At 71.2% G+C, this 22,000-nt stretch carries 22 protein-coding genes; 11 read left to right on the plus strand and 11 right to left on the minus strand.

Features of this window, described 5'->3' with window-relative positions; translation table 11 throughout:
• Nucleotides 1-10: 10 nt before the first annotated feature.
• Nucleotides 11-913, plus strand: a complete 903-nt coding sequence (locus EDF33_RS06305) for a M48 family metalloprotease (RefSeq protein WP_132099560.1) — start codon at nt 11-13, stop codon at nt 911-913.
• A 6-nt stretch (nt 914-919) separates the two neighbouring features.
• Here the strand turns inward: EDF33_RS06305 and EDF33_RS06310 are convergent, their stop codons facing one another.
• Entirely contained in the window at nt 920-2,191 is a 1,272-nt protein-coding gene (locus EDF33_RS06310) for a crosslink repair DNA glycosylase YcaQ family protein (RefSeq protein ID WP_132099561.1), read from the minus strand.
• Nucleotides 2,192-2,283: 92 nt separating this feature from the next.
• Between EDF33_RS06310 and EDF33_RS06315 the strand changes: the two genes are divergently transcribed.
• Together EDF33_RS06315 and ilvA are read left to right on the plus strand one after the other, a co-directional pair.
• Nucleotides 2,284-3,534 carry an AI-2E family transporter gene (locus tag EDF33_RS06315; protein ID WP_132099562.1) on the plus strand — a complete coding sequence of 417 codons (1,251 nt, stop codon included), beginning with the start codon at nt 2,284-2,286 and terminating at the stop codon, nt 3,532-3,534.
• 62 nt (nt 3,535-3,596) lie between these two features.
• Nucleotides 3,597-4,856: a threonine ammonia-lyase gene (ilvA, locus tag EDF33_RS06320; protein ID WP_123340649.1), complete on the plus strand. Its 1,260-nt coding sequence runs from the start codon at nt 3,597-3,599 to the stop codon at nt 4,854-4,856.
• Between the two features lie 159 nt (nt 4,857-5,015).
• Here ilvA and greA read toward each other — a convergent pair whose 3' ends face one another.
• A complete protein-coding gene (gene greA, locus EDF33_RS06325; RefSeq protein WP_111084815.1) occupies nt 5,016-5,504 on the minus strand; it encodes a transcription elongation factor GreA in 489 nt (162 codons plus the stop codon).
• A 70-nt stretch (nt 5,505-5,574) separates the two neighbouring features.
• The gene (locus tag EDF33_RS06330) at nt 5,575-6,075 is read right to left on the minus strand and encodes a DUF4307 domain-containing protein (RefSeq protein WP_165918729.1); all 501 of its coding nucleotides are present in this window, start codon (nt 6,073-6,075) and stop codon (nt 5,575-5,577) included.
• Between the two features lie 23 nt (nt 6,076-6,098).
• On the opposite strand from EDF33_RS06330, the gene mca reads away from it, so the two are divergent.
• Together mca and EDF33_RS06340 are read left to right on the plus strand one after the other, a co-directional pair.
• The gene (gene mca / locus EDF33_RS06335) at nt 6,099-6,989 is read left to right on the plus strand and encodes a mycothiol conjugate amidase Mca (protein ID WP_123294744.1); all 891 of its coding nucleotides are present in this window, start codon (nt 6,099-6,101) and stop codon (nt 6,987-6,989) included.
• A complete protein-coding gene (locus tag EDF33_RS06340; protein ID WP_123294745.1) occupies nt 6,986-7,291 on the plus strand; it encodes a hypothetical protein in 306 nt (101 codons plus the stop codon). Before mca ends, EDF33_RS06340 begins: the two co-directional genes overlap by 4 nt.
• Before the next feature lie 124 nt (nt 7,292-7,415).
• On the opposite strand, the gene EDF33_RS06345 is transcribed toward EDF33_RS06340, so the two are convergent.
• Complete coding sequence (locus tag EDF33_RS06345) at nt 7,416-8,123, minus strand: hemolysin III family protein (RefSeq protein WP_132099563.1); 708 nt, start codon at nt 8,121-8,123, stop codon at nt 7,416-7,418.
• A 95-nt stretch (nt 8,124-8,218) separates the two neighbouring features.
• On the opposite strand from EDF33_RS06345, the gene EDF33_RS06350 reads away from it, so the two are divergent.
• From EDF33_RS06350 to EDF33_RS06360, 3 genes are all read left to right on the plus strand, one after another.
• Entirely contained in the window at nt 8,219-9,004 is a 786-nt protein-coding gene (locus EDF33_RS06350; RefSeq protein WP_173170760.1) for an isoprenyl transferase, read from the plus strand.
• 95 nt (nt 9,005-9,099) lie between these two features.
• Complete coding sequence (locus EDF33_RS06355) at nt 9,100-10,209, plus strand: aminotransferase class V-fold PLP-dependent enzyme (RefSeq protein ID WP_111084809.1); 1,110 nt, start codon at nt 9,100-9,102, stop codon at nt 10,207-10,209.
• A gap of 481 nt (nt 10,210-10,690) precedes the next feature.
• Complete coding sequence (locus EDF33_RS06360) at nt 10,691-12,052, plus strand: PhoH family protein (protein WP_185021053.1); 1,362 nt, start codon at nt 10,691-10,693, stop codon at nt 12,050-12,052.
• A 121-nt stretch (nt 12,053-12,173) separates the two neighbouring features.
• Here the strand turns inward: EDF33_RS06360 and EDF33_RS06365 are convergent, their stop codons facing one another.
• From EDF33_RS06365 to EDF33_RS06380, 4 genes are all read right to left on the minus strand, one after another.
• Nucleotides 12,174-13,577, minus strand: a complete 1,404-nt coding sequence (locus EDF33_RS06365; RefSeq protein WP_123294166.1) for a class II fumarate hydratase — start codon at nt 13,575-13,577, stop codon at nt 12,174-12,176.
• 161 nt (nt 13,578-13,738) lie between these two features.
• Entirely contained in the window at nt 13,739-14,353 is a 615-nt protein-coding gene (locus EDF33_RS06370; RefSeq protein WP_111084807.1) for a carbonic anhydrase, read from the minus strand.
• Between the two features lie 76 nt (nt 14,354-14,429).
• Entirely contained in the window at nt 14,430-15,065 is a 636-nt protein-coding gene (locus EDF33_RS06375; RefSeq protein ID WP_132099564.1) for a DUF4245 domain-containing protein, read from the minus strand.
• Complete coding sequence (locus EDF33_RS06380; RefSeq protein ID WP_111084805.1) at nt 15,062-15,307, minus strand: exodeoxyribonuclease VII small subunit; 246 nt, start codon at nt 15,305-15,307, stop codon at nt 15,062-15,064. The genes EDF33_RS06375 and EDF33_RS06380 overlap by 4 nt, the downstream gene beginning before the upstream one ends.
• An 81-nt stretch (nt 15,308-15,388) precedes the next feature.
• Between EDF33_RS06380 and EDF33_RS06385 the strand changes: the two genes are divergently transcribed.
• A complete protein-coding gene (locus EDF33_RS06385) occupies nt 15,389-16,144 on the plus strand; it encodes an alpha/beta hydrolase (RefSeq protein WP_132099565.1) in 756 nt (251 codons plus the stop codon).
• Nucleotides 16,145-16,169: 25 nt separating this feature from the next.
• Here the strand turns inward: EDF33_RS06385 and xseA are convergent, their stop codons facing one another.
• The gene (gene xseA / locus EDF33_RS06390) at nt 16,170-17,417 is read right to left on the minus strand and encodes an exodeoxyribonuclease VII large subunit (protein WP_131845296.1); all 1,248 of its coding nucleotides are present in this window, start codon (nt 17,415-17,417) and stop codon (nt 16,170-16,172) included.
• Nucleotides 17,418-17,548: 131 nt separating this feature from the next.
• On the opposite strand from xseA, the gene EDF33_RS06395 reads away from it, so the two are divergent.
• Together EDF33_RS06395 and EDF33_RS06400 are read left to right on the plus strand one after the other, a co-directional pair.
• Nucleotides 17,549-18,607 (plus strand): 4-hydroxy-3-methylbut-2-enyl diphosphate reductase, encoded by a 1,059-nt coding sequence (locus EDF33_RS06395; RefSeq protein WP_131845537.1) that lies wholly within the window; start codon nt 17,549-17,551, stop codon nt 18,605-18,607.
• Nucleotides 18,604-19,368 (plus strand): DUF6264 family protein, encoded by a 765-nt coding sequence (locus EDF33_RS06400; protein ID WP_123294163.1) that lies wholly within the window; start codon nt 18,604-18,606, stop codon nt 19,366-19,368. The genes EDF33_RS06395 and EDF33_RS06400 overlap by 4 nt, the downstream gene beginning before the upstream one ends.
• A 224-nt stretch (nt 19,369-19,592) precedes the next feature.
• Here the strand turns inward: EDF33_RS06400 and EDF33_RS06405 are convergent, their stop codons facing one another.
• Both EDF33_RS06405 and fbaA read right to left on the minus strand, forming a co-directional pair.
• On the minus strand, nt 19,593-20,852 hold the full coding sequence (locus EDF33_RS06405) for a M18 family aminopeptidase (protein ID WP_131878241.1): 1,260 nt from the start codon (nt 20,850-20,852) through the stop codon (nt 19,593-19,595).
• A gap of 93 nt (nt 20,853-20,945) precedes the next feature.
• Complete coding sequence (gene fbaA / locus EDF33_RS06410) at nt 20,946-21,974, minus strand: class II fructose-bisphosphate aldolase (RefSeq protein WP_123294161.1); 1,029 nt, start codon at nt 21,972-21,974, stop codon at nt 20,946-20,948.
• Between the last annotated feature and the right edge of the window lie 26 nt (nt 21,975-22,000).

The raw sequence follows: 22,000 nt of genomic DNA on the forward strand, positions 1-22,000 counted from the left end.
CGCAGCTGCCGTGTACAGCGCCATCGCGCGGAACAAGCGCAACACCGTCGTCATCGTCCTGGTCTTCCTGCTGATCATCGGCGCGCTCGGGTTCCTGGGCGGGTACCTGGCCGGGAACGTGTCGATCGGCGTCATCGTGCTCGCCGTCGCCCTGGGCTACGCGGTGCTGCAGTACTTCTTCGCCGCTCGGCAGGCGACCGCCATCGCCGGCGGCATCGAGATCGACCGCACCTCCGAACCGCGGCTCTGGCGGACGGTCGAGAACCTCGCGATCTCGACCGGCATGCCGATGCCCCGGGTCTACGTCATCCAGGACCCGTCGCCGAACGCCTTCGCCACCGGGCGCGACCCGGAGCACGCCGTGGTCGCGGCGACGACCGGGCTGCTCCAGGTCATGGACGACCAGGAGCTCCAGGGTGTGATGGCCCACGAACTCGGGCACGTCCGCAACTACGACATCCGGGTCTCGACGATGGTGTTCGGGCTGGTGGTCGCCGTCGGCCTGATCGCCGACGTGCTCCTGCGCATCTCGATCTTCAGCGGCCTGTCCGGCGGCCGGAACCGCAACTCGGACAACGGCGGTGGCGCGAACCCGGTGCTGCTCATCGCCGGCATCGTGGCCGTGGTCGTGGCGCCGATCGCCGCGGCGGGCGTGCAGGCTGCGGTGTCCCGGCAGCGCGAGTACCTCGCCGACGCCACCGGTGCGATGACGACCCGTCACCCCGAGGGCCTCGCCCGGGCGCTCGAGAAGCTCGGCGCGTACGGCCGACCGATGCAGACGCAGAACTCGTCGATGGCCCACCTGTGGATCGCCGACCCGATGCGCCCCGGCGTGATGGACCGGCTGTTCTCGACGCACCCGCCGTTGCCGGACCGCATCGCACGGTTGCGGGCGAACGCCGACCGCTTCTGACGCCGGTCAGGCCTCGACGGCGTCGAGTTGCTCCGTGGGTTCGGGGGCATCGGCGTCGTCGACGGCTTCGTGCGGGACCAGCGGGAGGCCGATCGCCCCGGCGACCGCGGCGGCAGCCGTGCCCCGATCCGTGACCTCGACCTCGTCGAGTCCCTGCCAGGCGGCGGTGCGTCGGAGGGTCTCGGCCAGCCGCTCGGCATCGAGGTGCTCGCCGGGCTCCTGCCACGCGGTCCGGACCCGCAGCACGCCACGCTGCCGGTCGCTCTTCAGGTCGACCCGGCCGACGAGGCGGTCGTCCTGCAGCACGGGCAGCACGTAGTACCCGAACACCCGCTTCGGCGCCGGTGTGTAGATCTCGATCCGGTAGTGGAACCCGTACATCCGCTCCGCCCGCCGGCGGAACCACACGACCGGGTCGAACGGGCTGAGCACCGCGTCGGCGGTCAGCTGCCGAGGCACCCGGGCATCGGGGTGGAGCCAGGCCCGCTCACCCCAGCCTTCGACCCGCACGGGCAGGAGCTCGCCGGCCGCGGTGAGCTCCGCGATGGCGCCGGCGGTGTCGTCCGACCGCAGTCGGTAGTAGTCGGCGATGTCCGCTCGGGTGCCGACGCCGAGGGCGCGGGTGGCGTGCCGGACCAGTTCGAGCACTGCGGCAGCGCGCGGCGGGGCCGTCTCGAGGAACCCGGCCGGCAGGACCTGCTCGGGCAGGGCGTACACGCGCTCGAAGCCCGACCGTCCGGCGCTCACGGCCTCGCCCCAGCGGAACATCTGCTCGAGCCCGAGTTTCACGTCGCTCCAGCCCCACCACGGCCCACGGCGGACGTTCGACTCGTGCTCGACCGCGCTGGCTCGCATCGGCCCCTCGGCACGCAGGAGCGCGTGCAGCTCGCGTCGGACCCCGGCGGTGCGGGTGACGCCGTCGATCCGGGTCGGACCGGCGTCGCGCTCCCGCAGGGCGTCCATCCGCCAGCGGAACAGCCGCAGGTCGTCGCGCGGGATGAGGGCGGCCTCGTGCGCCCAGTACTCGGTGTAGGGCCCGGACCGGCCGAGGGTCAGTCGGTCGAGCGTGGACCGGTCGTACGCCCCCAGCCGTGCGAAGAGCGGCAGGTAGTGGCTGCGCTCGAACACGTTCACCGAGTCGATCTGCAGCAGCCCGAGCCGAGCGAACGCAGCGTTCACCGCACGCGTCGAGACGCCCGTCGCCGGTGGCCGACCGAACCCCTGCGCGGCGAGGGCGACGCGGCGGGCTTCGGCGGCGGAGAGCGAGGACCTGACCATGCGGCGACGCTACCGAACCCCGCCGACAGCGCGGCGTCCGAACGTATGCCGTATCTGGAACGCGAGGACGTTCGGATCGCTAGGATCGGCCCATGGCCTGGGGAAAGAAGACACCGCACACGGATCCCGTCGTCGTCGATGACGCGGTGCCGCCCGGCATGCGGATCGCCGGTGCGTGGTCGTGGCGGATCCTCGTCGTGGTCGGCGTCGTCGCGGTGGTCATCTACCTGGTCACGCTGTTCAGCGAGATCCTCATCCCGTTCCTCATCGGCATCGTCGTCGCCGCGCTCCTGGTCCCGCTGTCGAACTGGATGCAGCGCCACCACGTGCCGAAGTGGCTCGCCGTCATCGTCAGCCTGGTCGGTGGGCTCGCCGCCGTCGGGGCGCTCATCTGGCTCGTCGTCGACCAGATCGCCGCCGCCTACCCGTCGCTCCGCGACCGAACCCTGTCGCAGTACGACAACATCCGCGACTTCGTGCTCAGCTCCGGGCTCGGGATCAGCCAGAAGGACCTGAACTCCTACCTCAACCAGGCGACCGACTGGCTGCAGAGCAACTCCGGCTCGATCCTGTCCGGAGTGGCCAGCGCGGGGTCGTCGCTGACGCACATCCTCACGGGCCTGTTCATCGTCATCTTCACGGTGATCTTCCTGCTCATCGACGGCAAGAACGTCTGGCGCTGGACGGTCCGGCTCTTCCCGAAGAACGCCCGCAGCGCGATCGACGGTGCCGGGGTCGCCGGCTGGACGACGTTGACGAGCTTCATCCGGGTGCAGATCTTCGTCGCGTTCGTCGACGCCGTCGGCATCGGCCTCGGTGCGTTCTTCCTGCAACTGCCGCTCGTCGTGCCGATCGCGGTCTTCGTGTTCCTCGGGTCGTTCATCCCGGTCGTCGGCGCGATCGTCACCGGGTTCCTGGCGGTGTTCGTCGCCCTGGTCTTCAACGGCCCGGTGGCGGCGATCATCATGCTCGGCGTGATCCTGGTCGTGCAGCAGGTCGAGGGACACATCCTGCAGCCGCTCGTCATGGGCAGCGCCGTCAAGGTGCACCCGCTCGCCGTCGTCCTCGGGGTCACCGCGGCGTCGGGTCTCGCCGGCATCGCGGGCGCGTTCTTCGCCGTCCCGCTCATCGCCACCGTCAACTCCATGGTCACGACCATCTCGAGCGGTCGGTGGAAGACGATGGACTCCGACCACGTGCTCGAGGCCAAGCAGGACGCGCACGACGAGAACGTCCGGACCAAGCGCCGGCGCAAGGTCCTCAAGTTGCGCAAGCGCCGTGGCGACGTCCCGAAGCCGGGCACCGACGAGCAGCCGACCGCGGTCAAGGGGACGGCAGGCTGACGCTGAACGATCCCTCGTGTCACGGGTTCGCCGCGGACGCCCGGAACGACGATGATGGGGGAGTGACCGACACCAGCGCCTCCCAGCACACGCTCGCCGCGATCCCCACCCTCGCGGACATCGAGACGGCGCGGGAGACCATCTCGGGCGTCGCGCGCGTCACCCCGATGGAGACCTCGCAGTTCCTGGCCGAGGTGCTCGGTTCACCGGTGCACCTGAAGTGCGAGAACCTGCAGCGCACCGGTGCGTACAAGGTCCGCGGCGCGTACAACCGCCTGTCGACCCTGTCCGAGGAACAGCGCGCCAAGGGCGTCGTCGCGGCCAGCGCCGGCAACCACGCCCAGGGCGTCGCCCTCGCCGCCCGCGAGCTCGGCATCCCGGCGACGATCTTCACCCCGGTCGGTGTCGCGCTGCCGAAGCTGCAGGCCACCCGCCACTACGGCGCCGAGGTCGTCCTGCGTGGCCATTCGGTGGAGGAAGCCCTGAGCGCCGCCAAGGACTTCGCCGCGCACACCGGCGCGGTCTTCATCCCGCCGTTCGACCACCCCGCCGTCATCGCCGGCCAGGGAACGCTCGGCCTCGAGATCATCGACCAGGTGCCCGACGTGGACACCGTCGTCGTGCCGATCGGCGGCGGCGGGGTCATCTCCGGCATCGCCCTCGCCGTCAAGGGCATGGCCGAGCGGCTCGGACGACCGATCAAGGTCATCGGGGTGCAGGCCGAGAACGCCGCTGCCTACCCGTCGTCGATCCGCGCCGGCGAGCCCGTCACCATCACGACGACACCGACGATCGCCGACGGCATCGCGGTCGCCCGCCCCGGCGACCTGAACTTCCCGATCATCCGCGACCTGGTCGACGACATCGTCACGGTCTCCGACGACGACACCGCCCGCGCCCTGCTCGTGCTGCTCGAACGTGCGAAGCTCGTGGTCGAGGCCGCCGGCGCAGTCGGTGTCGCCGCGATCATGTCCGGCGCGGTCCGCGACACCGGGCGCACCGTCGTGCTGCTGAGCGGCGGCAACATCGACCCGCTCATGATGGAGCGCGTGATCACCCGGGGTCTCGTCGCCGCGTCGCGCTACATCGGCATCCGCATCATGCTGCCGGACCGTCCCGGCCAGCTCGCCCGGGTCGCCCAGGTGATCTCGGACGCCGGCGCGAACGTGGTCGAGGTCCTGCACACCCGCCACGGACAGGGCCTGGTCATCAACGAGGTGGCCCTCGACCTGTCGATCGAGGCGCGCGGCCCCGAGCACGCGCAGGAGGTCATCCAGCGCCTGCACGAGGTCGGCTTCCGCCCGGAGCTCCTCGAGCACTAGCCCTGCGCACGTGTCCTGCGACGATCCACGAGTCGTTCGACGCGTGTCCTGTCGGATCCGTGGTGCGCCCCGGCGGGCGGGGCCGTGGACGCGACCAGCGGACAGACGGGAGGCCCGTGGCGGTGTCGCCCCGGGCCTCCTGTCCGTCTGTGGTGCTGCCTACGGCTCGTAGCGCTCGATCTTGACGACCTCGACCGCGATCTCCTTGCCGTTCGGCGCCGTGTAGGTGGCCTTGTCACCGGCCTTGAGGCCGACGATCGCCGCGCCGACGGGGCTGACCGGGCTGTAGACCGTCAGGTCGGAGCCCTCGGCGACGATCTCGCGGCTGCCGACCAGGAACGTCGACTCGTCGCCTGCGATGACCGCGGTGACGACGGTGCCGGGCTCGACCGTGCCGTCGAAGACGGCTTCGCTGACGGTCGCGTGCTTGAGGAGGTTCGTGAGGACGCGGATGCGCGCCTCGATCTTGCCCTGCTCGTCCTTGGCGGCGTGGTAGCCGCCGTTCTCCTTGAGGTCGCCCTCTTCGCGAGCGGCCTCGATGCGGCGCGCGATCTCGGCACGGCCCTCGCCGCTCAGCTCGTCGAGCTCCGCCTGGAGACGGTCGTGCGCCTCCTGGGTCAGCCAGGTGACCTGCGTGTCGTTGCTCATCTTCTGTCCCTTCGACCATGAAAAACGAGACCGGCCGAGTGGTCGGTCTCGAGAGGCGAATCAGGACAGTCTAGGGAATCCAGCAGTCGTGGATCAAGCCGGTGACGCCACGGGTCGTGGTCGTCACCTCGGTGCTGACACTGCGGGTGCGCTGCTCGGACGGGGCGAGGGTGATCTCCTTCCAGCCCACGATCGAGTAGCTCTTGTCGAGGACCTGGACGGCGCACTTCGCCCGGACGCCCGGGTCGACGGAGACCTGCGAATGCACGACCGTGCTGTGCTGGGAGAGGACCTCGTACCCCACGACGTCGTCGGTCAGGCCGCGGTCGGACTGGTCGAGACCCGCCCAGATCACCCAGGCGGCGAAGACCACGACCACGGCGATGGCGGCGGTGATCGCGACGGCCTTGCTGCGGCGCGCTCGGGCCGGGGTGCGGCCGTAGCGGTCGTCGAGGGTGGCGGTGTGGTGCTGTTCGGACAGTTCGGGGCTCCCGGGGTGATTATCCTGATCCCAGGGTAGTTCACGCGTCGCTGTGCACTTCCCGTCCCCGCTCGTCCTCCGCTCGCCCACGCTCACCCACGTGAGGAAGTCCCGTGCCGTACCGCTTGCTGGCCGTCCACGCCCACCCCGACGACGAGTCGAGCAAGGGGGCGGCGACCGCGGCGAAGTACGTGGCCGAGGGGCACGAGGTGCTGGTCGTCTCCTGCACCGGGGGCGAGGCCGGCGACATCCTCAACGACCAGCTCGGCGAGCCCGCGACGAGCCGTGCGCACCGCGACATGGCCGGGTACCGCCGTGGTGAGATGGCCGCCGCGCAGGCAGCCCTCGGCATCGACCACCTGTGGCTCGGCTACCACGACTCCGGACTGCCCGACGCCGAGAAGGGCGAGACCGTCCGACCCGGCACGTTCTCGACCGTGCCGCTCGAGTACAGCACCGAGGCGCTCGTCCGGGTGATCCGCCGGTTCCGTCCGCACGTGCTCGTCACCTACGACGAGAACGGCGGCTACCCGCACCCCGACCACATCCGCACGCACGAGGTGTCCGTCGCCGCCTGGGCAGCCGCGGCCGATCCCGCTGCGTACCCCGCGGCCGGCGAACCGTGGTCGATCGCGAAGCTCTACTACGAGCGCACGATGAACCCGCGCCGCTTCCGGACGATCTTCGAGGCGCTGCAGGACCGCGACCCGGACAGCCCCGCGATCGAGCAGCTGCGCGAGTGGGTCGAGCGGTTCGCCGACCGGCCCGACCTCGCGACCACGCACGTCGACGTGCACGAGTACTTCGACCAGCGCGACGCCGCGCTCCGTGCCCACGCCAGCCAGGTGGCACCGGACAGTGCGTTCTTCTACTGGCCGAACGACCTCCTGGCCACGGTGTGGCCGACCGAGGACTACCAGCTCGTGGAGGCCCGCGTGCCGACCGAGCTCCCGGAGACCGATCTGTTCGCCGGGATCCCTGCCGACAAGGAACCGACCCCGTGAGCTCCATCGCGGCGGCACTCGCCGCCACCCCCAGTCCCAGCCCCAGCGTCGTGCCGGACGTGAACGTCACCCCCGGTGTCGTCGGGTTCATCGCCATCGCGCTCGTGGCGATCGCGACGATCGTCCTGGTCGTGGACATGACCCGGCGCATCCGCCGGACGCGCTACCGGTCGGAGATCCGCGAGCGTCTCGAGGCGGAAGCGAACGGCACCGCGGTCGACGGTCCGGCGACGGACGAGTCGGAGCGGCGTGCGGCCGAGGACGGCCGAGCCGACGTCGGGGACGACACCGAGCGCGGTTGACGCGCTAGCGCCTGACGGAACCGGGCGTGCCTGGGCGGATCGGGCGTACCTGGTCGAAAGTTCCGGGTGAGTACGCCCGGAACAACCAGGCATCGCGCGCGTTCCGGGAAGGAACGTGCGACCGTCAGCGCACCGGGTCCAGGGCGACGATGAGCACACCGACCCACTGCGCGCCGAAGGCCACGACCGTCAGGGCGTGGAACACCTCGTGGAAGCCGAACTGGGTGGGCACCGGGTTCGGCCGCTTGAAGCCGTAGACCAGCGCGCCGATGATGTAGGTGACACCGCCGGACAGGATGAGCACGGTCATCGGGACGCTCGCCGCGAAGAACTGCGGCAGCAGCCCGAGCGCCGCGCAGCCGAGCACCAGGTAGATCGGCACGTACAGCCACCGGGGCGCGTTGATCCACAGCACCCGGAAGGCGATGCCGAGGGCGGCGCCGGACCACATCACCCAGAGCACGACCACCATCAGGGTGTGCGGCAGGGCGCAGATCGCGATCGGCGTGTAGGTGCCGGCGATGAGCAGCAGGATGTTCGTGTGGTCGATGCGCTTGAGCACCGCCTTGACGGTCGGCCCCCACGGGAACCGGTGGTACGTCGCGGAGACCCCGAACATGGCCAGCGACGTGGCCATGAACACCGCGCTGCCGACCTTCGCCGCGGTGCTGTCGGCCAGGGCGATGAGGACGATGCCCATCGCGATGGCGAACGGGAACGCGCCGAGGTGGATCCACCCGCGCCAGGCGGGGCGGGTGTCCTCCGTGGTCGTCGCGGCCTCTTCGGTGAACGGGACGTGGGGGAGGGTGGCGGTCTCGTGCTCGTCTTGCATGTGCCGACTGTAAGCCCCGTGCCCGAACGGATGCCACGAGTTCTGGGGGAGCCGCACTCGGGACGCTCCGACCGACGGTGCACTACGCTCGGTGCGTGACCGGCAGGGTGGGATGGGCAGGACGAGGGATCCTCTACCGCGCCTACCAGAGCCGCATCCGCCGCCAGATCGAGGGCAGCGCGAAGCCGAAGCACGTCGCCATGATCGTCGACGGCAACCGTCGGTGGGCGAAGCAGCTCGGGCTCGAGTCCGCCGCGCACGGCCACCGCGCCGGCGCCGCGAAGATCCCGGAGTTCCTGACCTGGTGCGACGAGCTCGGCATCGAGGTCGTGACGCTCTACCTGCTCTCCGCCGACAACCTGACCGGACGTGCCGGGGCGGAACTCAGCGAGCTCGTCGGCATCATCGGCGACCTGGCCGGGGTGCTCGCCGACACCACGGACTGGCGGGTGCAGCACGTCGGGTCGAACGAGGGCCTGCCCGACTCGCTCGTGTCCGCGCTCGCGCAGGCCGAGGAGCGCACCGCCGGCCGGACCGGACTCCACATCAACCTGGCCGTCGGGTACGGCGGGCGCCGCGAGATCGCCGACGCCATGCGCAGCATCGTGGAGTCGCACGGCGCGGGTGGCGGCACGATCGACACCCTGGCCGAGGTCCTGACCCCCGAGCTCATCGGCGACCACCTGTACACGCAGGGACAGCCTGACCCCGACCTGGTGATCCGGACCTCGGGTGAGCAGCGGCTGTCCGACTTCATGCTGTGGCAGAGCGCGCACAGCGAGTTCTACTTCGTCGAGGCGCTCTACCCCGACCTGCGCGAGGTCGACTTCCTGCGCGCCGTCCGCGACTTCGGGCTGCGGTCGCGACGCTTCGGCGGCTGACGCTTCCTCGCTACTGCGCGGATCGGCCTGGGTTCGCTGACGTTCAGTGATCCCAGTAGACTCTCAGGGTTCGACACTGTGAAAGGTGCACCCCTGTGAACATCGACGAGTACGCCGCCGGCTTCTCCGAGGACCCCGGCTACCTCGACCACGCTGCGTTCGGCCCCGTGCAGACCGCCGTGCTCGAGGAGCAGCGCGTGCTCGGCACGATCCAGGAGCACATGCGCTTCGGCGCCATGGAGACCCTCGACGAGCAGGACGCCCGAGTCCGCACGGTCGCCGCCCGCTTGGTCGGTCGCCGCGAGGACCAGGTCGTCTCGCAGACCGCGACGACGCCCGGCCTGCTGCACACGGCCTTCGGCCTGACCGGCGGCGTGCTGGTGTCGGCCGACGAGTACCCCTCGCTGCCGCTCGCGCTGGCGAGCGCCGCCTCGGCGACCGGCGGCCGGGTCCAGCCGGTCGTCATCGAGTCCGGTGCCGGGTGGATGACCCCCTCGCTCATCCAGGAGCGCCTGACCGACGACGTGACGGCCGTGGCGGTGTCGCTGGTCGACTGGCGCACCGGCTACCTGGCCGACCTCGCCGGCATCCGCGAGGTCATCGGCGACCGCCTGCTGATCCTCGACGCGATCCAGGGCTTCGGGGTGGTCGACGCCCCGTACGAGATCGCGGACGTCGTCGCGACCGGCGGCCAGAAGTGGCTGCACGCAGGCTGGGGCACGGGCTTCACCGCCTTCAGCGACCGCGCCCTGAACCGCCTGCGTCCGGCCTTGTCCGGCCCACACGGCACCACCGGCTGGCCCGTGGACGTCCCCGCCGTGCGCCCGGGTGCCGCCGGGTACCAGATGACCCGCATCGACCCCATCGCGCAGGCCCGCCTCGCGGTGTCGCTGGACCGGCTGACCGCCGTCGGTGTCGCCGCCGTGCAGGAGCGCGTCACCGAGCGCGTCGAGCGCGTGTTCGCGATCGCGGACGAGTTCGGGCTCGAGGTCGAGTCCAGCCGCGACCCGCGCGAGCGCGCCGGCATCGTCGTGCTGCGGCCGGCCGAGGGGCGCCTGACCGCGCTGTCCGCGGCGCTGCACAACCACGGCGTGACCGCGACGACGCGGCTCGGCGTCGCGCGGGTGTCGGTGTTCGCCTCGACGACGGACGAGACGCTCGACATGTTCCGGGACGCCTGCGTCTCGTACGCGACGCTGCAGTAGCGCGCGTCAACAGGCGGACGGGAGGCGCGGGGCGGTGCCCCCACGGGCCTCCCCTCTGTCGAGTGGTCGCGAACTGTCGGCGCGCGCGGTCGCAGCCGACAGTTGGTGACCACTCGACGCCGTCCGCGCGACGAGTCGCGACCAACGGGCGGCCTGGAGGCGCGGTGCCCGGCCGCCACGGGCCTCCTGTCGGCCACCCGCGAGGGTCACGACGCACCGCGCACGTCCGCCGACTGGTCACCGTCTGTCGGGCGGCGCAGCCGCAGCCCACAGCTCGTGACCGGTCGACTGCCGGTGTCACGTTGTTCACGTGACCGTAACGCCGGAAACCGCGTGTCGCTGGCGGGGTGTCGGAGGGCGGACGTACGTTGTCCCCATCGGGCACCGCGCCCGATCGAAGCGGCCACAGTCGGTGCTTCGGGACCCGCTCCACGGCCGCGTTCGAGGACATGGACCGGGCTGCTCGCGGCCCGGGGATGGAGTGGTCGTGACCTCTCAGAACGTCTCTCGCGGAACCCAGCACCAGCCCACCGCGGACTCGTCCACGTCGGTCGCCCAGCGCACGTACGTGCTCGACACATCGGTGCTCCTCAGCGATCCGCGGGCCTTGTTCCGCTTCGCCGAGCACGCGGTGGTCCTGCCCGTCGTGGTCGTCAGCGAACTCGAGTCGAAGCGCAACGACCCGGAGATCGGGTACTTCGCGCGGCAGGCCCTGCGGCTGCTGGACGAGATGCGCATCGAACACGAACGGCTCGACTTCCCGATCGCGCTCGGTGACGGCGGTTCCTTCCGCGTCGAGCTGAACCACTCCAACCAGTCCGTCCTGCCGTCCGGGCTGCAGCTCGGCGACAACGACTCCCGCATCCTCGCCGTCGCCTCGAACCTGCAGAACGACGGGCTCGACGTGGTCGTCGTGTCGAAGGACCTGCCCCTGCGCGTCAAGGCGTCGTCGATCGGCATGGCGGCCGAGGAGTACCGAGCCGAGCTCGCGGTCGACTCCGGCTACACCGGCATCGCCGACCTGCAGGTCTCGGGCGAACAGATGGCCGATCTGTACGAGAAGGAGGAGATCCGCTCCGTCCAGCTCGACGGCGTGCCGGTCAACACCGGTGTCGTCATCCACTCCGAGCGCGGTTCGGCCCTCGGTCGCGTGCACACCGCCGGTTCCGTCGCCCTGGTCCGTGGCGACCGCGAGGTCTTCGGGTTGCGCGGCCGCTCCGCCGAGCAGCGGCTCGCGATCGACGCCCTGCTCGACTCCGAGATCGGCATCGTGTCCCTGGGCGGCAGCGCCGGCACGGGCAAGTCCGCGTTGGCCCTGTGCGCCGGGCTCGAAGCAGTGCTCGAGCGGCAGCAGCACAAGAAGATCATGGTGTTCCGGCCGCTGTACGCCGTGGGTGGCCAGGACCTCGGGTTCCTGCCCGGTGACGCCGGCGAGAAGATGAACCCGTGGGCGCAGGCGGTCTACGACACCCTCGGGTCGGTGGTGTCCGACAACGTCCTCGACGAGGTGATCGAGCGCGGCTTGATCGAGGTCCTGCCGCTCACGCACATCCGCGGTCGGTCCCTGCACGACGCGTTCGTGATCGTCGACGAGGCACAGTCGCTCGAACGGAACGTGCTGCTCACCATGCTCTCCCGCATCGGGCAGAACTCCCGCGTGGTGCTCACCCACGACGTCGCGCAGCGCGACAACCTGCGGGTCGGCCGCCACGACGGCATCGCGAGCGTCATCGAGCGGCTCAAGGGTCACCCGCTGTTCGCCCACGTCACGCTGACCCGGTCGGAGCGCTCCGCGATCGCCGCCCTCGTGACGGACCTGCTGGACTCGCCCGACCTGGTCTAGCGCCCGGCTGTTCCCCACACGCGAAAGCGACAGATCTCCGCGAACAGTTCGCGGAGATCTGTCGCTTTGGCGGAGGGGTCAGCGCGGAGGGGTCAGCGCGGAGGGGTCCCGCGGCAGGAGCTCAGTTCGGGTGGGTCATGGACAGGACGTCCAGTGCCGCGTCGAGCTGCTCCTCGGTGACCTCGCCACGCTCGACGTGTCCGAGCGCCACGACGGCCTGGCGGACGGTGATGCCCTCGGCGACGGCGTACTTCGCGACCTTGGCCGCGGCCTCGTAGCCGATGACCCGGTTGAGCGGGGTGACGATCGACGGCGACGACTCGGCGAACGCCCGGGCCCGCTCGAGGTTCGCCTGCAGCCCGTCGATGGTCTTGTCGGCCAGCACCCGCGAGCTGTTCGCCAGCAGGCGGATCGACTCGAGCAGCGCCGTCCCCATCACGGGGATCGCGACGTTGAGCTCGAACGCACCGGACGCACCCGCCCAGGCGATGGTGGCGTCGTTGCCGATGACCCGCGCGCCGACCATCAGGGTGGCCTCGGGGATGACCGGGTTGACCTTGCCGGGCATGATCGACGAGCCCGGCTGCAGGTCGGGGATGTGCAGTTCGCCGAGCCCGGTGTTCGGGCCCGACCCCATCCAGCGCAGGTCGTTGTTGATCTTCGTCAGGCTGACCGCGAGCACCTTGAGCGCCCCGGAGGCCTCGACCAGGGCGTCGCGCGCGCCCTGGGCCTCGAAGTGGTCGACGGCCTCGGTGATCGGCAGGTCGGTGTCGCTCGCGAGCTGGGCGATCACCCGCTGCGGGAAGCCCTTCGGGGTGTTGATGCCGGTGCCGACGGCGGTGCCGCCGAGCGGGACCTCGGCGACGCGGGGGAGCGTCGCGGTGACCCGCTCGATGCCCAGGCGGATCTGGCGTGCGTAGCCGCCGAACTCCTGGCCGAGGGTGACCGGGGTGGCGTCCATCAGGTGCGTGCGGCCGGACTTCACGGCGTCGGCCCACAACGTGGCTTTGGCCTCGAGCGACTCGGCGAGGTGCTCGAGCGCCGGGACGAGCGAGCGCAGCAGGGCTTCGGTCACGGCGACGTGCACCGAGGTCGGGAACACGTCGTTCGACGACTGCGAGGCGTTGACGTGGTCGTTCGGGTGCACCGCGGTGCCGCCGATGTCCGACGCCAGCGTGGCCAGGACCTCGTTCATGTTCATGTTCGACGAGGTGCCGCTGCCGGTCTGGTACACGTCGACGGGGAACTGGTCGTGGTGCTGCCCACCGATGATCAGGTCCGCCGCGCCCGCGATGGCGTCGGCGACGGCGGGCTCGACGATGCCGAGCTCGCCGTTCACGATGGCCGCAGCGCGCTTGATGCGGGCGAGCGCCACGATCTGGGCCGACTCGAGCCCGGTGCCCGAGATGGGGAAGTTCTCGACCGCGCGCTGGGTCTGGGCGCGGTACAACGCCGACTTCGGCACCCGCACCTCGCCCATGGTGTCGTGCTCGATGCGGAACTCGGTCTCGGTGGTGTCGGTCACGTCGTCGTGGTCCTTCCTGGGGTGCTCGCCGGACGCGGTCGCGTCGGGGGACTGCGCCGGCGCACGAGGTCTCCGTGGGTCACGGAACCGGCGCCGGGCGTCTCGTTCGACTGTACCGGTGCGACGGATGTGGGACGTGCGGGTGCGGCGCCGAGGGGCCGTCAGGCGTTGCCGACCACCGTGTCGATCGTGACCTCGCCCGTGCCGAGGTCGTAGGTCGCGCCGACGACGGCCAGCCGGCCCTCGGCGATCGCGTCGGAGACGGCACCGGAGCGCTCGAGCACCTGGCGGAGCGTGGCCTCGAGGTGGGCGGCGCCGATCGCTTCTTGTGGGAGCTCGGCGTCGGTGGCACGGACCTTCTCGACGCTCGGGGCGATGGCGTCGACCAGGGCCTGCAGGTGCGGCGCGGGGACCGGCTCACCCGAGCGGGCCGCGGCGACGGCACCGCACCGGGTGTGGCGCAGGACGACGACGAGCGGGGTGCCGAGCGCGACGACCGCGAACTCGATCGACCCGAGCACGACGTCGTCGACGATCTGCCCGGCGTTGCGGATGGCGAAGAGGTCACCGATGCCCGCGTCGAACACGTGCTCGAACGGCACGCGCGAGTCGGAGCAGCCGAGGACGGTCGCGAACGGCGCCTGCGACCCCTGGAGCTCGGTGCGGCGGTCGGGGTCCGTGCGGCCCATGCGGCGCTTGTCGGCGGCGAAGCGGGCGTTGCCGTCGACGAGCAGGCGCAGGGCGTCGGACGGGGTGGAGGCGGCGCGGTCGGGCATGGGGCTCCTCGGATCGGGTCGGATCAGGTCGAGTGGTCGGGCGCCGGGGTGTCCGGCAGGATTCGTCCGGCGGTCGCTACTGGGAGAACTGCTTCGTCACGGCCGTGGCCACGGTGCGGTACGACGAGTCGTCGGCGGTGCCGGAGAGCACGATCGTGTTGGTGCCGAACGTGGACACGAGCGAGTACGCGTGGTTGCCGGCATCCGAGCCCTCGGCCCGTCGGTCGTACACGGTCCACTTCGTGCCGTCGATGACGCGAGTGCCGGTCGACGGTCGCTGGTCGAGTTGGTTCGAGACCCACGAGCCGTTCGCGTCCACGCCCTGCTGCAGGCTGAGGTACTGCTTGTCCGGCGTCACGAACCCGACGGTCCAGACGTCGACGTCGTCCGAGGTCTTGTCGGAGAAGTCGGCCCGGTTCGACGTGAAGCCGCTCGGCAGGTCGGGGGCGGCGAGGGTGATGTCGCCGACGTGGGCATCGGCCGCGATCTGCTGGTAGTCGACGGAGCGGTCGACCGTGGTGTTCGGCCGCACGACCACGGCGACGAGGAACAGCACGATGCCGAGCGACGCGATGAGCGCGATCACGAGGTTGAAGGCCGTCTGGTGCTGGCGGCGAGCGGTCCGTGCAGCGTCCTTGCGTGCCCAGGTCTCCTCTGCCGTCTCGGGTCGGCCGAGCTCGGCGACGATCGGGCGACCGTTCGCGTCGGTCATCGGGCGGAGCCGTCCTCGGCGCTGCTGGCCGCGCGGGCCGCGTCGAGCCGGGCACGAGCACCGACGAGCCACTCTTCGCAGCGGGCGGCCAGGGCCTCGCCGCGCTCCCAGAGCGACAGCGAGCGCTCGAGGGTCGCGGAGCCCTGTTCGAGCTCGCTCACGACACGCACGAGTTCGTCGCGGGCTGCTTCGTAGCTCAGCGACTGGACGTCGGTCTGCTCGGGTTCCTGCTGGGATGGCACGACTCGATCCTACCGAGGGTCCACCGACTGACCGACGTGCCCGCTGCGCCTGGGGAGAACACCGGCCGGTAGGGTCGCGCCATGACAGATCTCCCCGAGGGCGTGGACTGGTACCCAGCACCGGACGGACCGAGCGCGGAGCGCGACGGGCTGCCGGACCGCCCCTCGCTCGCGGTCGTCCTGCCCGGGGGTGGGTACGGCATGCACGCCCCGCACGAGGGGGAGGGGTACGCCCGCTGGCTGAACGGGATCGGCATCGACGCGGTCGTGTTCGCGTACCCGCTCGCCCCGCACCGCCACCCGGACGCCGTGGTGGCGACCCGAGCGCTCGTCCGTGACCTGCGTGCCGGACGCTGGGCGGGCCTCCCGTCCGATCCGCGGATCGTCGTGATCGGTTCGTCGGCAGGCGGGCACCTGGCGGCCCTCGTGTCGAACGCACCGACGCCGGCCGAGCGCGCCGTGTCGGACGTCGACGACCGACCCGACCTGACGGTGCTCTGCTACCCGGTGACGTCGATGACGGACCACCCGCACGTCGGCAGCGCCGACAACCTGCTCGGACCGGGCGCGAGCGTCCGCGAGCGGTCCGCGGTGGACGCGGACCTGCTCGTCGACGACCGGACCCCGCCGACCTTCCTGTGGCACACGGCCGAGGACGAGCACGTGCCGGTGACGCACTCGCTGTCCTACGCACACGCGCTGGCGCGGCACGGGGTGCCGTTCGACCTGCACGTGTTCGAGCGCGGGGTGCACGGCATCGGGCTCGCCGACGGCCTCGGGCCGGCCGAGGCGTGGAGCACGCTGGCGACGACCTGGCTGCGCGACCGCGGCTGGTGACCAGGCCGTCGGCGACCCCGACGCGTCAGGCTGCCGGACCCGACCCGTCCGGACCCGGCCCGTCCGGCTCGAGCGTTCCGGTCGCCGTCCCCGCGCCGAGCGTGACGTGCACCGGCGTCTGCCCGGTCAGGTCGTCGGACGACCGCACCACGCCGCCGTCGGCCCGCTGCACGATCGCGTAGCCGCGGCGCAGGGTGTCGCGCGGCGACAGCGCACGGAGCCTGGCGGTCAGGTGCCCGACCTCGGAGTGGCCCCGCTCGAGCCGACGGTCGAGCAGCTCCCGCGACCGGGAGAGGTCGCGGGCCACTTCCTCCGCACGGGTGTCGACGAGCCACGCCGTCGACGCGAGCGCCGGGCGTGACCGGAGTGCTGCGATCCGGTCGGCCTCGACCGCGAGGGTCTGCGACAACCGCAGGCCGATGCGGGCTCGGGCCTGCCGGACGTTCGCGAGCTCCTCCGCGACGTCGGGCACGACGCGCTTGGCGGCGTCGGTGGGGGTGGAGGCGCGGAGGTCCGCGACCTCGTCGAGGATGGGACGGTCGGCCTCGTGCCCGATGGCCGACACGATCGGTGTGCTCGCCGCTGCTGCTGCGCGGACGAGTCCTTCGTCGCTGAAGCCGAGCAGGTTCTGGAAGTCGCCGCCACCACGGGCGATGATGATGACGTCCACCGTCGGGTCGGCGTCGAGCTCGAGGATCGCCGCCGTGACCTCGCCCACGGTCCGCTCGCCCTGCACGGCGGTGTGGACGGTGCGGAACTCGACCTGCGGCCACCGGAGCTGCGCGTTGCGCTTGACGTCCTTCTCGGCGTCGGAGTCCTTGCCGGTGATCAGGCCGATCCGGTGCGGCAGGAACGGCAGACGCTTCTTGCGTGCGGGGTCGAACAGCCCCTCTTCGCCCAGGGTCCGACGCAGGCGTTCGAGTCGTTCGAGCAGGTCACCGAGGCCGACGTGCTTCATCTCGACGACCTGCATGGTCAGCGAGCCGCCCTTGACCCAGTAGTTCGGCTTGACCGCTGCGACGACCCGGTCGCCCTGCTTGATGTCCGCCGGCACCCGGGACCGCACGCTCGACCAGATCGAGAACGACACCGTCGCATCGACCTCGACGTCCTTGAGCTTGCCGTAGACGTTGCCGCCCGCGACGTTCCACTGCGTGATCTCGCCCTCGATCCACGCGGTGCCGAGCCGGTCGATCCAGTCGCGGAGCTTCGCGCCGAGGAGCGCGACCGGCCACGGGTTGTCGGCCGTCGGCGGGCCCTGTTCGATCGCCATGTCGCTCCTTCTCGTGCTGGACGTCCATCGTGCCCGACACCGGTGACAGCGGGCGAGCGGCGGGTTCTCCACAGCCGGCCCCCGCGCCCAGGTCGCGTGCGTCCCGCTCACCTATCATCGGGGACGTGACGATCACCAACGGCCACACGGTCCCGCTCGCCCCTCCGCGTGTGCACGCGGCGCGTGGGCGACTGCGTGACGAGCCGGTCGCCGGTCCGAAGAAGGTGCTGCTCGCGGCACCCCGCGGCTACTGCGCCGGGGTCGACCGGGCGGTGGTGGCGGTCGAGAAGGCGCTCGAGCAGTACGGCGAGCCCGTCTACGTCCGCAAGCAGATCGTCCACAACGTCCACGTCGTGTCGACCCTCGAGCAGCGCGGTGCGGTGTTCGTCGACGACGTCGCCGAGGTCCCGCGCGGTTCGCACGTGGTGTTCAGCGCCCACGGCGTCTCACCCGCCGTCGTGGCCGGTGCCGCCGACCGCGACCTGCACGCCATCGACGCCACCTGCCCCCTGGTCACCAAGGTCCACCGCGAGGCCACCCGGTTCGCCAAGGCCGAGCGGACCATCATCCTGATCGGGCACACCGGCCACGAAGAGGTCGAGGGCACGATGGGCCACGCCCCCGAGCGCACGATCCTGGTCAACGGCCCGGACGACGTCGCCGCGCTCGACGTCCCCGATCCCGACAACCTCGTCTGGTTGTCGCAGACCACGCTGAGCGTCGACGAGACGATGGAGACCGTCCGCCTGCTGCGCGAGAAGTACCCGACCATCCAGGATCCGCCGTCCGACGACATCTGCTACGCCACCCAGAACCGCCAGGTCGCGATCAAGAAGGTCGCCCCGGGCACCGACCTGGTGATCGTCGTCGGCTCCGCGAACTCGTCGAACAGCGTCCGTCTGGTCGAGGTCGCCCTGGAGCACGGGGCGAAGGCCGCGCACCGTGTCGACTACGCGGAGGAGATCCGCCAGGAGTGGCTCGACGGCGTCGCCACCGTCGGCGTCACGAGCGGCGCGTCCGTCCCCGAAGAGCTCGTCGCCGAAGTCCTCGAACAACTCGCCGACGCCGGGTACGGCGCCGTGGAAGAAGTCGTGACCGCACACGAAGACCTGATGTTCTCGCTCCCCAAGGAGCTCCGCACCGACGCGTCGGGCAACCCGACGCGCGCGCTCGGCGGGCGTCGGGCATGAGCGGCGCGGACGGCTGGGGCTCGGTGCCGCAGCGCGAGCCGGGTCACGTCGACGACACGGCGGCAGCCGGCCAGGAGGCCCGGGGCACGTCCCCGACGACGGCCGCCGGTGCCGTCAGCGGCCGGGTCCACGGCCGACCCGCCCCCGCGTACGGCGAGTACGCGCCAGAGGGATGGGTCAACCCGGTCCTGGTCGAACAGGAACGTCAGGAGCGCGAGCAGCAGGAGCGCGACCGCCGCCAGCAGGCGGCGAGCCAGGCCGGGCAGGACGGCGCGACCGCGTACCGGTCCGGTGCCGGTGCGCCGACCGGCACCGTGCCTCCAGGACGACCCGGCGCAGCCGGCGACCCGACCACGGGCGGGTCGCAGCGGTCCGCGTCGACGAGCCGGTTCGGACGCACGCCCGCCGACTTCGTCCTGACGGTCGGTCTGCTCGCCTTCGGACTCATCTCCGTGGTGCAGTCCCTCGCGGTGACCAACGTCGCGTCGACGGTGCGTCGGACCCTCGAGACGCAGTACACGGCGCTGAACGACCCGAGTGCACTGAGCGGTGCCGCGATCATCGGGGCGATCACGAACGTCGTGGTCTTCGCGCTCGTGGCGTGGTGGTCGATCCGCCGGCTCCGGGCACGCAAGCGCACGTTCTGGGTGCCGATCGTCGGCGCGGTCGTGGCCACCTTCGTGAGCACCATCGCGTTCGTCGTCGTGGTGTTCCAGGACCCGCAGTTCGTCGAGTTCATGATGCGCCAGGCCGGCGCCTGACCCTCGGACCGCCTGACCGCCAGGCTGCTCGCGGCGCTGGCATCCGCGCGTCGAGTGGTCGCAACACGCCGCATGCCCGCCGTCGAGCGGTCACGAAGTGTCGTCCGGCGCCGGGGCCCCCGACAGTTCGTGACCACTCGGTCCTGCGTGCGCGGGGAGTCGCGACCACCCCGGCCCGCAGACGCCGGGCGGGGCTCAGCCGGCCGGGTCCAGCCGGCCAGGGCTCAGCCTGCCAGGAACGCCGCGACGGCGCCGTGGAGTGACGCCAGGTCCTCGACGTGCACGAGCTCGCGGATCGAGTGCATCGACAGCAGCCCGACGCCGATGTCGATCGTCGGGATCCCGAGCCGGGTCGCCGCGATCGGGCCGATGGTCGAGCCACCGGGGATCGTGTTGACGTTGACGAACGGCTGCCACGGCACCCCGGCGGTGTCGCATGCGGCGGCCCAGACGGCCTCGCCCTTGGCCTCGGTCATGTAGCGCTGGTTCGCGCTGATCTTCAGCAGCGGACCGGCACCGGGGCGCGGACGGTTCGTCGGGTCGTGCTTCTCCGGCTGGTTCGGGTGCACCAGGTGCCCGGCGTCGCTCGACAACAGCCACGAGGCGCGGAACGCCCGAGCGGCCTCGGAGCGGGTGGCGCCGAGACCCTCCTGCACGCGGCCGAGGACGTCCTCGAGGAACGGGCCACCGGCACCGGACGGGGTCGAGGAACCGATCTCCTCGTGGTCGAACGCCGCGAACACGGGGATGTGGTCGCCGTCGACCGGGGCGTCCACGATGCCGCGGAGCCCGGCGTGCACGCTCGTCAGGTTGTCCATCCGGCCCGACGCCAGGAACTCGCGCTCGATGCCGATGCGGGCGGGGGCCTGGGTGTCGGCGAGGAAGAGGTCCCACGAGACTGCATCGTCTCCGAGGCGAGCGCGCAGCCACTCCACGACCGAGGTCCCTCCGGCGTCGCCGTCCACGCCGACGATCGGCAGCGTGTGGCGTTGGCGGTCGATCTCCTTGCCGTCGTTCACCCCGCGGTCGAGGTGGATCGCGAGGTTCGGGATGCGGGCGACCGCGTCGGTGCTGACGAGCCGCACGCTGCCGTCGGCGTCGACGACCCGGCCGGCGATGCGCAGGTCGCGGTCGAACCACGTCGACAGGAGCGCGCCGCCGTAGACCTCGACGTTCAGCTGCTCCCACCCGCCGGTGCGGACTCCGGGGTTCGGCTTGATCCGGAACCCGGGGGAGTCGGTGTGGGCGCCGAGGATCCGGAACGGGGTCGTCGCCGTTGCACCCTCCGGCAGGCGCCACGCGATGACCGCACCGTCGCGGACCACGACGTACGCGCCGGGTTCGGTCGGCCACGCGTCGAGCTCGGACAGCTCGGTGAACCCGGCTGCGACGAGGCGGTCACGGGCGGCCGCTGCCGCGTGGAACGCGGTGGGCGACTCGGTGACGAACTGGGCGAACTCGGAGGCGATGGCGTCGACGGTCACCTGCCCATCGTGGCATGCGGTGGAGGCGGCCGGACGCAGAACGGGGCACGTCCGTCGGACGCGCCCCGTTCCTCCTGGCAGTTGCTCCCGGTGTCAGCCCTTGGTGTGACCGGCGGAGCCGAGCACCTTCGCGGCCTCGCCCACGCGAGCCGCCATGGCGGACTCGGCGACCTTGCCCCAGGCGCGGGGGTCGTACTGCTTCTTGTTGCCGACCTCGCCGTCGATCTTCAGGACACCCTCGTAGTTCCGGAACATCGAGTCCGCGATCGATCGGGTGAACGCGTACTGCGTGTCCGTGTCGATGTTCATCTTGATGACGCCGTTGCGGACGGCCTCGTGGATCTCGTCGTCGGTCGAGCCGGAGCCGCCGTGGAAGACGAGGTCGAGGGGGTTCTCGCCGGTGCCGTGCTTGGCCGCGACCGAGGCCTGGATCTCGCCGAGGAGCTCGGGGCGGAGCTTGACGTTGCCCGGCTTGTAGACGCCGTGCACGTTGCCGAAGGTGAGCGCGGCGATCCAGCGACCCTTGTCGCCCAGGCCGAGCGCGTCGACGACCTTCTCGACGTCGTTCGGGGTCGTGTACAGGGCGTCGTTCGTGCCCTCGTGCTCGACGCCGTCCTCTTCGCCGCCGACGACACCGATCTCGACCTCGAGGATCGCGTTGATGTTCCGCGTCTTCTCGAGCATGGTCTTCGCGATCTCGATGTTCTCGTCGAGCGGCACGGCCGAGCCGTCCCACATGTGCGACTGGAAGATCGGGTTGCGGCCGGCGCGGACCTCTTCCTCGCTCGCCGCGATGAGCGGCAGGACGAAGCCGTCGAGGGCGTCCTTCGGGCAGTGGTCGGTGTGCAGCGCGACCGTGATGTCGTAGTTCTTCGCGACCTCGTGGGCGAACTTCGCCATCGCGAGGGCACCGGCGGCACGGTTCTTGATCGTCTGGCCGGCGAAGTAGTCGGCACCGCCCGTCGTGACCTGGAGGATGCCGTCCGAGCCGGACTCCTGCAGGCCCTGGAGGACCGCGTTGATGGTCTGCGACGAGGACACGTTGACCGCGGGGTACGCGAACTTGCCCGCCTTCGCGCGTTCGATCATCTCGGCGTACTGTTCCGGCGTTGCGATGGGCACGTGGATCTCCTTCGACTTCGGTGATG

Source organism: Curtobacterium sp. PhB146 (assembly GCF_004342995.1).
Lineage (GTDB): Bacteria > Actinomycetota > Actinomycetes > Actinomycetales > Microbacteriaceae > Curtobacterium.

What these genes read in the sequence shown, in the direction of transcription:
- EDF33_RS06310 (WP_132099561.1), bottom strand. Translation starts at nt 2,191, where the DNA reads ATGGTCAGGTCCTCGCTCTCCGCCGCCGAAGCCCGCCGCGTCGCCCTC.
- EDF33_RS06315 (WP_132099562.1), top strand. Translation starts at nt 2,284, where the DNA reads ATGGCCTGGGGAAAGAAGACACCGCACACGGATCCCGTCGTCGTCGAT.
- greA (WP_111084815.1), bottom strand. Translation starts at nt 5,504, where the DNA reads ATGAGCAACGACACGCAGGTCACCTGGCTGACCCAGGAGGCGCACGAC.
- EDF33_RS06345 (WP_132099563.1), bottom strand. Translation starts at nt 8,123, where the DNA reads ATGCAAGACGAGCACGAGACCGCCACCCTCCCCCACGTCCCGTTCACC.
- EDF33_RS06370 (WP_111084807.1), bottom strand. Translation starts at nt 14,353, where the DNA reads ATGCCCGACCGCGCCGCCTCCACCCCGTCCGACGCCCTGCGCCTGCTC.
- EDF33_RS06375 (WP_132099564.1), bottom strand. Translation starts at nt 15,065, where the DNA reads ATGACCGACGCGAACGGTCGCCCGATCGTCGCCGAGCTCGGCCGACCC.
- EDF33_RS06385 (WP_132099565.1), top strand. Translation starts at nt 15,389, where the DNA reads ATGACAGATCTCCCCGAGGGCGTGGACTGGTACCCAGCACCGGACGGA.
- xseA (WP_131845296.1), bottom strand. Translation starts at nt 17,417, where the DNA reads ATGGCGATCGAACAGGGCCCGCCGACGGCCGACAACCCGTGGCCGGTC.
- EDF33_RS06400 (WP_123294163.1), top strand. Translation starts at nt 18,604, where the DNA reads ATGAGCGGCGCGGACGGCTGGGGCTCGGTGCCGCAGCGCGAGCCGGGT.